Source organism: Priestia sp. YIM B13489 (assembly GCF_042787645.1).
Classification (GTDB): Bacteria; Bacillota; Bacilli; order Bacillales; family Bacillaceae_H; genus Priestia; species Priestia megaterium.
The window spans coordinates 532,630-547,724 of sequence record NZ_JBHZOQ010000053.1; the positions used below are offsets into that span (position 1 = coordinate 532,630).

Annotated in this window: 13 protein-coding genes and 1 other annotated feature; of the genes, 11 read left to right on the plus strand and 2 right to left on the minus strand. The window is 38.7% G+C overall.

The genetic code is table 11. The features are described 5' to 3' along the window. Window positions 1–10: 10 nt before the first annotated feature. Window positions 11–496, minus strand: a complete 486-nt coding sequence (locus ACFX4W_RS08595) for a LiaF transmembrane domain-containing protein (protein WP_013059363.1) — start codon at window positions 494–496, stop codon at window positions 11–13. Window positions 497–825: 329 nt separating this feature from the next. Between ACFX4W_RS08595 and hemA the strand changes: the two genes are divergently transcribed. The 8 genes from hemA (at window position 826) to ysxE (ending at window position 9,463) form a co-directional block, all read left to right on the plus strand. Next, window positions 826–2,166 (plus strand): glutamyl-tRNA reductase, encoded by a 1,341-nt coding sequence (hemA, locus tag ACFX4W_RS08600; protein WP_013085134.1) that lies wholly within the window; start codon window positions 826–828, stop codon window positions 2,164–2,166. Between the two features lie 14 nt (window positions 2,167–2,180). After that, window positions 2,181–3,014: a cytochrome C assembly family protein gene (locus ACFX4W_RS08605; RefSeq protein ID WP_025750612.1), complete on the plus strand. Its 834-nt coding sequence runs from the start codon at window positions 2,181–2,183 to the stop codon at window positions 3,012–3,014. Window positions 3,015–3,027: 13 nt separating this feature from the next. Then, window positions 3,028–3,960 carry a hydroxymethylbilane synthase gene (gene hemC / locus ACFX4W_RS08610; protein ID WP_043976077.1) on the plus strand — a complete coding sequence of 311 codons (933 nt, stop codon included), beginning with the start codon at window positions 3,028–3,030 and terminating at the stop codon, window positions 3,958–3,960. Beyond that, the gene (locus ACFX4W_RS08615) at window positions 3,960–4,733 is read left to right on the plus strand and encodes a uroporphyrinogen-III synthase (RefSeq protein WP_043976079.1); all 774 of its coding nucleotides are present in this window, start codon (window positions 3,960–3,962) and stop codon (window positions 4,731–4,733) included. The genes hemC and ACFX4W_RS08615 overlap by 1 nt, the downstream gene beginning before the upstream one ends. A 17-nt stretch (window positions 4,734–4,750) precedes the next feature. Next, a complete protein-coding gene (gene hemB / locus ACFX4W_RS08620) occupies window positions 4,751–5,731 on the plus strand; it encodes a porphobilinogen synthase (RefSeq protein WP_043976082.1) in 981 nt (326 codons plus the stop codon). 16 nt (window positions 5,732–5,747) lie between these two features. Beyond that, window positions 5,748–7,037 carry a glutamate-1-semialdehyde 2,1-aminomutase gene (gene hemL / locus ACFX4W_RS08625; RefSeq protein WP_043976084.1) on the plus strand — a complete coding sequence of 430 codons (1,290 nt, stop codon included), beginning with the start codon at window positions 5,748–5,750 and terminating at the stop codon, window positions 7,035–7,037. A 147-nt stretch (window positions 7,038–7,184) separates the two neighbouring features. Then, entirely contained in the window at window positions 7,185–8,336 is a 1,152-nt protein-coding gene (gene spoVID / locus ACFX4W_RS08630; protein ID WP_043976094.1) for a stage VI sporulation protein D, read from the plus strand. A gap of 77 nt (window positions 8,337–8,413) precedes the next feature. Then, entirely contained in the window at window positions 8,414–9,463 is a 1,050-nt protein-coding gene (gene ysxE / locus ACFX4W_RS08635) for a spore coat protein YsxE (protein WP_025750608.1), read from the plus strand. 11 nt (window positions 9,464–9,474) lie between these two features. Here ysxE and ACFX4W_RS08640 read toward each other — a convergent pair whose 3' ends face one another. After that, window positions 9,475–9,672, minus strand: a complete 198-nt coding sequence (locus ACFX4W_RS08640; RefSeq protein WP_013059354.1) for a hypothetical protein — start codon at window positions 9,670–9,672, stop codon at window positions 9,475–9,477. A 230-nt stretch (window positions 9,673–9,902) separates the two neighbouring features. After that, window positions 9,903–10,147, plus strand: a binding site (T-box leader). An 82-nt stretch (window positions 10,148–10,229) separates the two neighbouring features. Here ACFX4W_RS08640 and ACFX4W_RS08645 point away from each other — a divergent pair. The 3 genes from ACFX4W_RS08645 to ACFX4W_RS08655 all read left to right on the plus strand — a co-directional run bounded on the left by ACFX4W_RS08645 (window position 10,230) and on the right by ACFX4W_RS08655 (window position 14,981). Beyond that, entirely contained in the window at window positions 10,230–12,872 is a 2,643-nt protein-coding gene (locus ACFX4W_RS08645) for a valine--tRNA ligase (protein WP_377559349.1), read from the plus strand. A 96-nt stretch (window positions 12,873–12,968) separates the two neighbouring features. Continuing rightward, complete coding sequence (locus ACFX4W_RS08650; protein WP_377559350.1) at window positions 12,969–14,267, plus strand: bifunctional folylpolyglutamate synthase/dihydrofolate synthase; 1,299 nt, start codon at window positions 12,969–12,971, stop codon at window positions 14,265–14,267. A gap of 156 nt (window positions 14,268–14,423) precedes the next feature. Next, complete coding sequence (locus ACFX4W_RS08655) at window positions 14,424–14,981, plus strand: DUF420 domain-containing protein (protein WP_013059351.1); 558 nt, start codon at window positions 14,424–14,426, stop codon at window positions 14,979–14,981. Window positions 14,982–15,095: the final 114 nt, after the last annotated feature.

Consider the following 15,095-nt stretch of genomic DNA (forward strand, 5'->3'; position numbering starts at 1 on the left):
TTTACATAGATTACTTTCGTTTGAAAAATAATAAATATAGCCCAACTAGTAACAATAAAATAGGCCAGAAGGTTGTTAAATAATTTACGCCGTCTTCAACTTTTGGCAAAAATAGTTTAAGACGGTCTGAAAACATCATTAAAATGGCAATAATTAAAAGAGTGCCGCCTTGGAAAAAGCCTGATTTGGCTTTTCTAGCACTGAGTAAAAAGCTAATGGCCACCATAAAAACGACCATGCTAATATTCGTAGGCCAAAAGGGAATTTGTTCACTTACATAGAAATGAATACCTAAAGTGATTAATATGTAGCTTGCAAGCAAGTTTGAATGATCTTGAGATAAAGCAGACTCAGTTAACAGGGCTGCTCCTATTAAAATTAACAGTACAGGCCACGTGTATACCTTTGCTGCAATGCTCATATGTAGTTCATTCAGTAAGAAAAAGATTCCAAATCCAACTAGTAAGACACCAAAAAACATTGATTGCTTTTTCATAGTAACCTCCAGGTGTTTCAAAACAGAAAACGTGATAAAACGCTGCTTTTTTGATACAATTTATTACGGAATAACAGTTAATATCTTAACACATGTTTTCAAAGACTGTTCACATTTTTTTTTCGAATGACTTATAGAACATGTTATAATAGTTAGAGATAAGGCGAAGCTTACACCTGTGTAATGTACGCCGCTTTTTACGAATAGTAGAATGAAGAACGCCGGATTTTACGGGCAGTTATCTCACTGTAGCTCTTTGGGAATTTAGGGGTTACTGCCCGTCAAATTCGGATAAATAAGCACATTTCAATTATAGGGGGTATGTACAAATGCATATTATAGCAGTCGGCTTAAACTTTCGAACAGCCCCTGTTGAAATAAGAGAAAAGCTTAGTTTTAATGAGCAAGAACTAGCATCTGCCATGAAAACGTTAAGCGGCCAAAAAAGTATTTTGGAAAACATCATTGTTTCAACATGCAATCGTACGGAAATTTATGCTGTTGTTGATCAATTACACACGGGCCGTTATTATGTAAAAGCATTTTTAGCTGAATGGTTCGGAATAGATAAAGAAGAGTTCTCGCCTTATTTAACCATCTATGAAAATGATGGAGCCATCGAACATTTATACCGAGTAGCATGTGGATTAGATTCAATGGTGATTGGTGAAACACAAATTCTTGGACAAGTACGTTCAAGCTTTTTGCTTGCTCAAGAAGAAGAAACAATTGGAACGGTTTTTAATCAGCTGTTTAAACAAGCTGTGACATTAGCCAAAAAAGCTCATCATGAAACAGAAATTGGTGCAAATGCAGTTTCTGTCAGCTATGCAGCGGTAGAGCTTGCTAAAAAGATTTTTGGAGACTTATCGTCCAAACATGTGTTGATTCTTGGTGCGGGAAAAATGGGTCAGCTTGCCGTACAGAATTTATATGGCAGCGGAGCTAAAAAAGTAACGGTAGTGAATCGAACATTTGAAAAGGCACAAGAGCTAGCAAACCGTTTTTCTGGAGAAGCCAAACCATTTGCTGATCTTCAACATGCTTTAAGCGAAGCAGATATCTTAATTAGTTCAACAGGGGCTAATGACTATGTAGTAACGAAACAAATGATGAGTGAAGCCGAGCGTACGCGTAAAGGCCGTCCATTGTTTATGGTAGACATCGCCGTTCCGCGTGACTTAGATCCAGAACTAGATGAGCTAGAGACGGTCTTTTTATATGATATCGACGATTTAAACGGGATTGTAGAATCCAATTTGCAAGAGCGTCAAAAAGCTGCGGATGAAATTGAAATTATGCTTGAAGCTGAAATTGTTGCTTTCAAGTCTTGGCTTGGTACATTAGGCGTTGTGCCTGTTATTTCTGCACTTCGTCAAAAAGCACTTACCATTCAAGCTGAAACGATGAAAAGCATTGATCGTAAGCTCCCAGATTTATCTGAGCGTGAGCGCAAAGTTTTAAATAAACATACAAAAAGTATAATTAATCAACTTCTTCGCGATCCAATTTTACACGCGAAAGAATTGGCTGGAGAGAAACATGCTGAAGAGTCTTTAGAGCTGTTCATGAAGATTTTTAATATTGAACAGGAAGTTGCTTTGCAAAAAGAAAAAGAAGAGCAGCTTCATACATCGATTACGTCTCATTCAGTAGCTTATCAGTCTTAAGTGAGGATTGAATAATGGTTGATATGGAATTAACCAGAATCTATGAATTGATTGTGATTTTATACGCGGCGAGCGTTTTATTATATTTTATTGATTTTGTACAAAATAACCGGAAGGCAAACTCGATAGCCTTCTGGTTACTTTCTATTGTGTGGGTTTTGCAAACAGCCTTTTTAATTTTACGAATGTTTGAGACGGGAAGGTTTCCTATTCTTACCGTTTCTGAAGGGCTGTATTTTTACGCGTGGGTCTTAATTACTCTTTCACTTGTGATTAATCGCCTGTTTCGCGTTGATTTTATGGTGTTTTTTACAAATGTGATTGGTTTCTTAATTATGGCTATTCATACGTTTGCTCCACTTGAAACATACACTGCTGTCCAGTCGGAGCGCCTTGTGTCAGAATTATTAATCATTCATATTACCATGGCTATTTTATCTTACGGCGCTTTTTCAGTCTCTTTTGTTTTTTCCGCTCTGTATCTTGTTCAGTATAATTTATTGAAAAAGAAGAAGTGGGGCAAGCGCTTGCTAAGAATTGAAGATTTAACAAAGCTAGATTACATGTCCTATGTATTAATTTTAATTGGTGTACCGCTGTTATTGCTTTCGTTAATCTTAGGAATCATATGGGCTTATATTAAATACGTAGATTTTCATTGGTACGATACAAAAGTGTTAGGTTCATTTTTAATGTTTGTTGCATACAGCGCTTACTTGTATGCTAGACTGCGTAGAGGTATTCAAGGAAAGGCAATCGCAATGTGGAATATTGGATTGTTCTTAGTCTTACTTATTAATTTCTTTTTATTTGGCAGTTTATCGAATTTTCACTTTTGGGGTTCGTAATTAGGAGGACAACATGCGAAAAATTATTGTCGGCTCTCGTCGAAGCAAACTTGCGTTAACACAGACCAAGTGGGTCATTGAACAGTTAAAAAAACAAGGTCTTCCTTTTGAGTTTGAAATTAAAGAAATGGTTACAAAAGGGGACCAAATTTTAAATGTAACGCTGTCCAAAGTAGGCGGTAAAGGTCTTTTTGTAAAAGAAATTGAACAAGCCATGTTAGATGAAGAAATTGATATGGCCGTTCATAGTATGAAAGATATGCCAGCTGTTTTGCCAGAAGGATTAACGATTGGATGTATTCCTTTACGAGAAGATCATCGTGATGCGCTTATTTCAAAAAATGGTGAACGATTTGAGGAGCTACCAAGCGGTGCTGTGATTGGGACAAGCAGCTTGCGTCGAGGGGCACAGCTTCTATCTATGCGTTCAGATATCGAAATTAAATGGATTCGAGGAAATATCGACACACGCCTAGAGAAATTAAAAAATGAAGATTACGATGCGATTATCTTGGCAGCTGCAGGGTTATCTCGTATGGGCTGGTCGAGAGATACGGTCACTCAGTACCTAGAGCCGGAAATAAGCGTTCCCGCTGTAGGACAAGGAGCTTTAGCTATCGAATGCCGAGAAAATGACCATGAATTATTATCGCTTCTTCAAGCTCTAAATCATGATGAAACCGCTCGTGCTGTTAGAGCTGAACGCGTATTTTTAAAAGAGATGGAAGGCGGATGCCAAGTGCCGATTGCGGGTTATGGGCGTATATTGAACGGCGGAAACATTGAGCTAACGTCGCTAGTCGCGTCTCCTGATGGCAAAACGATTTACAAAGAGCAAATTACGGGAAAAGACCCCGTTGCTATCGGTTCAGAAGCTGCTGAGCGCTTAACATCTCAAGGAGCTAAGCTTTTAATTGACCGTGTAAAAGAGGAGCTGGACAAATAATGAGTCATGAGGCTCCTCTTTTTTTAAAAAAAGTTTTGATTACAAGAGAAGCGAAGCAGGCTCATTCATTTGCAGCACAGATTAAAAAGCTTGGAGGCATACCTTTAAGCTTACCAGTCCTCACGTTCGCACGTTCTAACAATGAAAAAGAAGTGGAAGATGTCCTGCTGTCGATTGACTGTTTTGATTGGATTGTTTTTACAAGTCAAAACGGCATTTCTTTTTTCTTTGAATGGCTACAAGAGTTAAATATCAGTTGGAGTGCTTTAAAAAGATTAAAAGTGGCTGCGGTTGGAGAAAAAACCGCAAAATTGCTAGAAAAACATGATGTTAACGTGCAACTTGTTCCAAAAGAATACGTTGCGGAATCACTTCTTGAGTCGTTAAAAGCAAATGTGTCACATCACGAGCGAGTTCTCCTTGTACGAGGACAATTAGCCCGCTCTGTTTTAAAAGATGGCTTAAAAGACTGTGAGGTAACGGATTTAGTTGTATATCAGACCATTCGAAATCAAGACTCTGAACGCTTGGTTAAGCAACATTTAGAAACAGGAATTGATGCCATTACTTTTACAAGTTCTTCTACAGTGAGATTTTTTGTCGAGTCAGTTAAAGATATTCCTAATTGGCTTGAGCTTATAAATAGAACCAAAGTTGTTTGCATCGGTCCTATTACGAGTCAGACAGCGAGCGAATATGGAATTAAGCATCTTGTTCCTAACACATACACAATAAATGGTATGATAGATATGTTGGTTAGTTGTTTTGAATAATAAAGGAGGATTTTAACATGAAAGATTTACAATTTACACGTCATCGTCGTCTTCGTAATTCTGTAAATATGCGTGCGCTTGTACGTGAAACACATTTACATGCTGAAGACTTTATATATCCTATTTTTATTGTAGAAGGTGAACAAAAAAGAAATGCTGTAAAATCAATGCCAGGTGTGGATCAAATTTCTTTAGACTACTTGAATGATGAAATCCAAGAGTTAGTCGATTTAGGAATCAAGTCAGCTATGGTATTTGGTGTTCCCGCTGAAAAAGATGCGGTCGGCTCACAGGCATACCATGACCACGGAATTGTCCAAAAAGGTATTCGTCAAATTAAAGAAAGTTTTCCAGACTTTGTTGTTATCGCAGATACATGCTTATGTCAATACACAGATCATGGCCACTGTGGTGTAATTGAAGACGGAAAAATCTTAAACGATCCTAGCCTTGACTTATTAGCGCGTACAGCGGTCAGTCAAGCTAAAGCAGGAGCGGATATTATTGCGCCTTCAAACATGATGGACGGTTTCGTGGCAGCTATTCGCCACGGTCTAGACGAAGCTGGATTTGAAGATGTGCCCGTGATGTCTTATGCTGTTAAATATGCATCTGCTTTTTACGGACCATTCCGCGATGCAGCGCATTCTTCTCCTCAATTTGGAGACCGTAAAACATATCAAATGGACCCAGCCAATCGCTTAGAAGCACTTCGAGAAGCGGAATCTGATGTCGAAGAAGGAGCAGATTTCTTAATTGTAAAACCGGCTCTATCATATTTAGATATTATGCGCGATGTAAAAAATACGTTTAATTTACCGGTAGTAGCTTATAATGTGAGCGGTGAATATTCAATGATTAAAGCGGCAGCTCAAAACGGCTGGGTAAATGAAAAAGAGATTGTTCTTGAAAAATTAATTAGCATGAAGCGTGCAGGAGCGGATTTAATTGTAACGTATCATGCTAAAGACGCAGCACGCTGGTTATCTGACAAGTAATTAAGGAGGCTTACACATGAGAAGTTATGAAAAGTCAAAAGCAGCTTTTTTAGAAGCGCAGCAATTAATGCCGGGTGGAGTAAACAGTCCTGTTCGTGCATTTAAATCAGTAGATATGGATCCTATTTTTATGGAACGAGGAAAAGGCGCTACGATTTACGATATTGACGGCAACAAATATATTGACTACGTCTTATCATGGGGACCTTTAATTCACGGACATTCCAACGATCAAGTAGTTGAAGCAGTAAAAAAAGTAACGGAATCTGGTACAAGCTTTGGTGCACCAACATTAATTGAAAATGAGCTTGCTAAGGTTGTTATTGAGCGCGTTCCTTCAATTGAAATCGTCCGTATGGTGAGTTCAGGTACGGAAGCAACGATGAGCGCACTGCGTTTAGCACGTGGCTATACGGGCCGCAACAAAATTTTAAAATTTGAAGGCTGTTACCATGGACATGGTGACTCTCTTCTAATTAAAGCTGGCTCAGGCGTTGCAACGTTAGGCCTACCAGATAGCCCGGGAGTGCCTGAAGGAATCGCTAAAAACACGATTACAGTGCCGTACAATGATCTAGAAAGCGTACAATATGCTTTTAAAGAATTCGGAGATGACATTGCCGGAGTAATCGTTGAACCGGTAGCAGGAAATATGGGTGTGGTACCGCCTCAGCCAGGTTTCTTACAAGGGCTTCGTGATATCACATCAGAATATGGCTCACTGCTAATTTTTGATGAAGTAATGACAGGGTTCCGCGTAGCGTACAACTGTGCACAGGGATACTACAACATTATGCCTGACTTAACTTGCTTAGGAAAAGTAATCGGTGGCGGTTTACCAGTGGGTGCTTACGGTGGTAAAGCTGAAATTATGGAGCGAGTTGCACCAAGCGGCCCGATTTATCAAGCAGGTACATTATCAGGTAATCCGCTTGCGATGACAGCTGGATACGAGACGTTAACGCAGCTGACATCTCAATCCTACGATGAGTTCATTCGTAAAGCAGATCGCTTAGAAGAAGGATTGATGGCAGCAGCTGAAAAATATGATGTGCCGTTTACGGTAAACCGAGCTGGTTCAATGATCGGTTTCTTCTTTACAAACGAACAGGTAATAAATTACGAAACAGCGAAAACATCGAATTTAGATTATTTTGCAGCTTACTATCGTGAAATGGCTAATGAAGGCGTGTTTTTACCTCCTTCTCAATTCGAAGGAATGTTTTTATCAACTTCTCATACAGATGCAGACATTGAACATACAATTGCAGCAGCTGAAAAAGCCTTTTCGAAGTTACGTGGATAAACAGATAAATAAGATTGACTTTTATATCAAAGCTTACGGAGTATTCCGTAAGCTTTTTTAGTTTTAAAGACATATTTTAATTTATTTGTTCATACATCTTTAATGACCGCGCTATTACCTGGCGGGTGTTGGAAGGGGGAGAACAATTTGTCGCAGGATAATTTATCATGTCTGCGTTTTTCCGTAGAAGAATCAGTATGGTTTCAAAAAGGACAGGAAGTCTCACAACTTTTGTCTATCTCCTTAGAGCCTCAAGTATCTATTCAAGAATATGACCAATACGTGTCTATTCGAGGAGCATTACAATTAACAGGTGAATACGAAACGTACGAGGGAGAGCACTCGTTACGCGAATATACAAATGAGAATCAAGTGCAATCTATCTCTGTCCGTGAAGACGGAACGGCTGAATTATCACATCAATTTCCTGTTGATATTACCATTCCTAAAAATCGTATTCAAAGTATTGAAGACGTATATGTATCTATTGATTTATTTGATTATGAATTGCCAGACACAAATCAGCTGCAGCTAATGGCTGACTTGTCCATCACAGGATTGTACGGAGAACAGCATGAGGAACGAGAAGAAGAGGAAGAGTTTTCGGAGGAACAGCACATCGTCTCTTATGAAGAAGTGGACGATGCTGAAGAGGTATATACTGAAAACGTTGCTCAAGAAGAAGAAGAACAAGAGTTTGACGTAAGCTATCGTGAAGCTCCCGCACTTTTAGAGGCAGAGGCTATTGAAGAAGAGCATTCAGAAGAGCATTCAGAAGAGACCCCTAGTTATTTTTCATCTGTATTTAAAAAAGAATCTCGTGCTGAGCCGGTTGTGGAATATGAAGAGGAAGCATATGAACCATTTGAAGTCGAAGTGAAAAAAGAGGCCCAAATCGAGGAAGAAAGAGAAGACAATGTGATTGAACTGTTTCAGCTTCGTCAAGAGCAAGAAAGCTTCGAAGAATCGCAAGCTAGTGAATTGAATACGTATGCTGACGTTCAACAAGAGGCTGAGCAAGAAGAAGCTGAACAAGAAGAGGAAAAGATTATTGTTGAATTTCGGAAAGAAGAAAATGAAAGCGGCCGAAATGAAAACGCCCTTTATTTAACAAAGCTCTTTTCGCGGGAAGAAGAAGCTTTTTCAACGTGGAAGCTTTGTATTGTTCAAGACGGAGATTCGCTTGATACGATAGCAAACCGCTATAATACGAATGTACAAAACATTTTACGAGTGAATAATTTAGAAGATGAATATGAGCTGGAAGAAGGAAGCATCTTAAATATTCCCGTTCGTTAAAGTCGGAAAGAAAACAGTTTTGACGCATATAATGTCTTAACTGTTTTCTTTATTTTTTACGAGGAAGGAGAATATAGATGCAGCGGACAGTAGCAGACTACAAAGTATTGTTAAAAGAATATGACTTAGATGTTGACTTTATCGAAGACTACGGAAAAGTAAAAAAAGTCTATACGAAAACCGGCGTATTTGCGCTTAAAGAAATGGCGAATCATCAAGAACGAAATCAAAACTTCATTCAAAAGCTGCAGAACGTGTATCAAAAAGGATGGATGGGATTTGTCCCTATTTATCAAACAAAGCGTTCTCAGCCCATTGTTTCAGATGAAAGCGGCTCGTATTACTTAATGCCGTGGCTCCCAAATAATCCGACCGAAGAGCGTGATATTCGATATCATAAATTATTTCAAGAGCTTGCTAAGCTTCACGGCGCTTCGGCGCAGGAAGTAGAAGTGAAAAAAGAAGATATAGAAAATCATTATACATCGATGAAAGAAACGTGGGAGAAACGTCAGGAAGAGCTGAAGCAGTATGTAGCAGAATGCGAGAAAAAAATCTATATGTCCCCGTTTGAATTGCATTACTGTACGTTTTATTATGAAATGACAAGAGCGCTTGAATTTGGTTTTGGAAAGCTCGATCAGTGGAACGATGAAATGGAAGAAAAAGAAAAGATCCGGCTGGTTACGTCTCATGGAAAGCTATCGGCTAAACATTTTATCTATGATGAACGGGGAAATGGTTTTTTTATTAATTTTGAACATGCAAAAGATGCTTCACCGATTTATGATTTGGTCTCATTTTATTTCCGTACTCTTCGCACATACCCAGTAACTACCTATGACAGCTATGAGTGGTTTAGTACGTATGAAAAACATTTTGCTCTCAGAGAAGAGGAACGGCTGCTTTTACACAGTTATTTGGCGTTTCCAGAACCCTTGTATCAGTGTATCGTTCAATATAGGCAGCATAAAGAAAGTAAAACAGAGCTTGAACATATGCAGTCATTTATTCGAGCATACTGGCTGACGAAAAACATTGAACAGCTCAATATTAAAATATTTGAAGTAGATCAGCAAAAAAAAATGGCAGCGGAAGCAGCTGCACAAGCCCAAGCGAACGAATAGCGCTTGGGTTTTTAAATCCAGTCCGAATATAAAGCAACCGCTAGTATGGCAAGCAGTGCCAACAACAGTACATCAAAGGTTGTAGGGAAAAATAGTGTACGTATACCTTGAAAAATTGTTAAAGGAACAATAAACTGTCCACAAGCCGCTCCTGCTGTTTTGAGCCACCGCTGCAGCTGATACGAATTTACATTTATTCGTTTCTTCATTTGTACATGCCCCTTTCAATCCACGTGCCCAGGTTAAAGTAAGTATATGAAAAAAGAAAGAAATGGTGTCATTTTTTTGAGCGGACTCTTCATTTTATTTCCAAAATTAGCGAGTGAATGAAAAAATAAAGAGCAGAACAAAAAAATTATGAATATAATCGTAAAAAAGTGGAGAAGATTATTGACGATTCAACATTTTTTCATATAGTATAATTAAGAGAAATTCATACATAAATACAGTGAATAGGAAGAGTACGGGATGTTCGTCTTTCAGAGAGAGAAATCAGCTGCTGTGAGATTTCTTAAGAATGTGCACTCGGAATGTCGCCTATGAGTAGCTTTTTTGAACAGCTGCATAGCTCAGTAGAAAAAGCCGGTTAATCAACCGTTATGAAATGAAGTGTATAGGCTTATCAAACGGGATACGTCTATAAAAAAAGGTGGTACCGCGAAATCAACTCCTTTCGTCCTTTTATTAGGAAAGGAGTTTTTTTATGTTTATAAAAGCTTTACACAGTTTCTAAAGACTGAAACTTTATATTATGGAGGTATACATTATGTCTGAAAAAGAAGTGACTCTTCCAACGAAGTATGATCCAAAAGCCGTTGAAGAAAATCGTTATCAGTATTGGTTAGACGGGAAGTTTTTTGAAGCAACAAATGACCCTGAAAAAGAGCCATATACAATTGTAATTCCACCCCCAAACGTAACGGGCAAGCTACATTTAGGCCACGCTTGGGATACAACGTTACAAGACATCTTAACGCGTATGAAGCGCATGCAAGGCTATGACGTTTTATGGCTTCCTGGCATGGACCATGCGGGGATTGCAACGCAGGCAAAAGTAGAAGAAAAGCTTCGCAGCGAAGGGAAAAGCCGCTACGATCTAGGCCGCGAAAATTTTGTAGCCGAAACATGGAAATGGAAAGAAGAATATGCAAGCTTTATTCGCCAGCAGTGGTCGAAGCTAGGACTTGGCTTAGACTATTCACGCGAGCGCTTCACGCTTGATGAAGGCCTTTCTAAAGCAGTGCGCGAAGTATTCGTAACGCTTTACAAAAAAGGGTTAATCTATCGCGGAGAATATATTATTAACTGGGATCCAGCTACAAAAACAGCTCTTTCAGACATCGAGGTTATTTACAAAGATGTACAAGGTGCGTTTTATCATATGCGCTATCCGTTGGCAGATGGTTCTGGACATATTGAAATCGCAACAACTCGTCCTGAAACAATGCTAGGAGATACGGCTGTAGCTGTTCACCCTGAAGATGATCGCTATAAGCACTTAATCGGCAAAAAGGTTGTCCTTCCGATTGTAGGTCGTGAAATTCCAATCGTAGGCGATGATTATGTAGATATGGAATTCGGTTCTGGTGCGGTGAAAATTACGCCTGCTCATGACCCGAACGATTTTGAAATTGGAAACCGCCATAATTTAGAGCGTATTTTAGTGATGAATCAGGACGGTACGATGAATGACAAAGCAGGTAAATATGAAGGAATGGATCGTTTTGCTTGCCGTAAGCAAATTGTTAAAGACCTTCAAGAAGACGGTGTATTGTTCAACATTGAAGACCACATGCATTCAGTAGGTCACAGTGAACGAAGCGGTGCCGTTGTTGAACCTTATTTATCAACTCAATGGTTTGTAAAAATGCAGCCGTTAGCAGATAAAGCAGTAGATCTTCAAAAGCAAGAAGAAAAAGTAAACTTCGTGCCTGATCGTTTTGAAAAGACATACTTACACTGGATGGAAAATATTCGCGACTGGTGTATTTCGCGTCAGCTTTGGTGGGGACATCGCATTCCAGCTTGGTATCATAAAGAAACTGGAGAAGTATACGTAGATCATGAGGCTCCAGCAGATATCGAAAACTGGGAACAAGATTCAGATGTATTAGATACATGGTTCAGTTCAGCGCTATGGCCATTCTCAACAATGGGCTGGCCCGATTTGGATGCAGCTGATTTCAAACGCTACTACCCAACAAACGTGCTTGTAACAGGCTACGATATTATTTTCTTCTGGGTATCTCGCATGATTTTCCAAGGTCTTGAATTTACGGGTAAACGTCCGTTTGACGATGTACTCATTCACGGTCTTGTACGAGATGCTGAAGGTCGTAAAATGAGTAAATCACTTGGTAACGGTGTAGACCCAATGGAAGTAATCGAGAAATACGGTGCAGATTCTCTTCGCTACTTCTTATCTACAGGAAGCTCACCAGGACAAGATTTACGCTTCAGCTTTGAAAAAGTCGAAGCGACGTGGAACTTTGCAAATAAAATTTGGAATGCTTCTCGTTTTGCATTAATGAACATGGACGGCATCACATTTGAAGAGCTTGATTTATCAGGCGAAAAGTCAGTTGCTGATAAATGGATTTTAACGCGCTTAAATGAAACGATTGAGCACGTAACAAAATTAGCTGACAAATATGAATTCGGTGAAGTTGGACGTATTCTCTATAACTTTATTTGGGATGATTTCTGCGATTGGTACATTGAAATGGCTAAACTTCCTCTTTACGGAGAAGATGAAGCAGCTAAAAAGACAACTCGCTCAATTTTAGCTTATGTACTTGATAACACAATGCGACTTTTACATCCATTCATGCCGTTTATTACCGAAGAAATTTGGCAAAGCTTGCCGCATGAAGGCGAATCAATTACAGTAGCTAAATGGCCGGAAGTACGCCCTGAGCTTTCTGATAAAGAAGCTGCTAACGATATGCGTTTACTTGTAGATATTATCCGCGCTGTTCGTAACATTCGTGCTGAAGTGAACACGCCGATGAGCAAACAAGTAAAATTATTTATCAAAGCTAAAGATGAAAATATTCAAAGCCAGCTCGAAAAGAACCGTGCGTATGTAGAACGTTTCTGTAATCCAAGTGAGCTTGTGATTTCAACAGATGTTTCATTAGATGAAAAAGCGATGACTGCTGTTGTAACAGGCGCAGAATTAATTTTACCTCTTGAAGGTTTAATTAATATCGAAGAAGAAATCGCGCGTTTAGAAAAAGAATACGGCAAGTTAAACAAAGAAGTAGAACGTGTACAAAAGAAATTAAACAACCAAGGCTTTATTGCAAAAGCGCCTGCTAAAGTAGTAGAAGAAGAGCGTGCAAAAGAGCAGGATTATGTTGAAAAACGCGAAGCTGTTCAGTCTCGTATTGCTGAATTACGCGGATAATCAATGGGTTAATGAACCAACAGAAAAAGCGTGGCTTGTATAGCGACGCTTTTTCTTTACATAATAATAGCGATGGAAAAGAAAGGTGAATAAAAGATGATAACGACATATGAAGAAGCGCTTGATTGGATTCATAACAGACTTCGCTTTGGAATCAAGCCGGGGTTAGAACGAATGGAATGGATGCTAGAGCAGCTTGATTTTCCGCAGCAAAATCTAAATGCTATTCATGTTGCTGGGACCAATGGTAAAGGTTCTACCGTTTCTTATTTGCGAAACATGTTAGAAGAAGCAGGGCATAAAGTTGGAACGTTTACTTCTCCTTATATCGAAACATTTAATGAACGGATCAGCGTGAATGGAACGCCTATTTCAAATGAAGCAATGACCGCTCTTGTTCAGGAAATAAAGCCTGTTGTGGAGCGACTAGAACATACAAGCTTAGGATCGGCAACGGAATTTGAAGTGATTACAGTCATGGCTTTTCTTTATTTCGGCTATCATGAGTCAGTTGACTATGCTGTGTTTGAAACAGGTCTTGGAGGACGGTATGACTCAACAAATGTTGTGAATCCTATGGTGAGTATTATTACAAACATTGGATTTGATCACATGGCAATACTAGGTGATACGGTAGAAGAAATTGCAGCAGAAAAAGCGGGGATTATTAAAAAAGAAGTCCCTATTATTACCGGTGCAGAGCAAGTGAAGGCGCTTGATGTCATTACTGAAGAAGCAAAGTCAAAGCATGCTTCGTTATTTGTGTTAGGAAAAGATTTTGACATTAAAAACTATGAGCCCTTAGCAAATGGAGAAGGCTTTGCGTTAAAAACGCCGTATGGCACATTTGAACATTTAGAATTAAATATGCTTGGCTATCATCAAGTGAAAAATGCAGCTTTGGCTCTCATGGCCGTTTGTTATTTAAAAGAAAAGAAAAAGCTTTCTATCTCCAATGAGCAAATGATAAAAGGGATTCAGCATACAAAGTGGAACGGCCGCTTTGAGATAGTAAATGAGCATCCTTTAACGATTATTGATGGGGCTCATAATGCAGAAGGCATTGATAGCTTGTTATCTACTTTACGCCTTCATTATGAAAATCGAAACATTCATTTAATTTTCAGCTGCTTAAATGATAAAAGTGCTGATCGAATGGTTCAAGAACTTGAAACAATCGCTGCAAGTATTACATTTACGTCGTTTGACTTTCCTCGTGCTCGCGCAGCTGGGGAGCTTTATGAGATGAGTACTCATCATAATAAGCATATGGATGAAGAGTGGAAAAAAGCAATTGCTTACGTAAAGGAAAAGGCGACAGGTGAACAAGACATGGTCGTGATTACAGGGTCTCTGTATTTTATATCAGAAGTAAGGGCTTTTCTTCTAAAATGAGCAAAAGCAGCAAGTGAAATCTTGCTGCTTTTAACATAATGTGAGGAAGGGATACGGATAATAAGGAAGCACTAAGTTCAAAGTATTGTCACTTTCACCCCCTAGGTAAGTGATATATAATAAACATGTACATCACTAAATAAGGAGATTGTTAACATGAGTAAGAATAATGAAAAAATTGTACCAAAAAGTAATAAAAACTTTACCGGTATTATTCTTACCTTTTCAGTGATAGCGAATGTTATTATTTTACTGCTATTCTTTTCGAATATTGGCTATCAAGGAAAAGTAAGTTTTGATTTGACTATCTTTCCACGGTTAAATGCTATTTTGAATAGTTTTACGTTTATTTTTTTAGTTGCAGCGTTGATTTCAATTTTCAGGAAAAATATTAATGCTCATAAAGGTTTTATTTTAGCAGCATTTACTTCCACACTGCTCTTTTTAGTTTCATATTTAACATTCCATTACATTTCCACAGAAACAGCTACGTTCGGTGGAGAAGGAATCGTTCGTCCCATTTACTTCTTCATTTTGATCACACACAGTTTCCTAGCAGCGATTATTGTTCCGCTGGCACTGTTTGCACTTGTGTGGGGCTGGACAATGCAAGTTGAAAAACACAAAAAAATTGTGCGATGGACAATGCCAATCTGGCTTTATGTAAGTCTTACAGGTGTAATTGTCTACTTATTTATGGCTCCTTACTATTAAAAGACGTCTGCTTTTGCAGACGTTTTTTTATGCTGTTTTTGTTTTTTAGTGGTATAATCCTTATTACCTATAAAAAGTGTGTTTTAAGGAAGGAGGCATACAGAATATTACTTT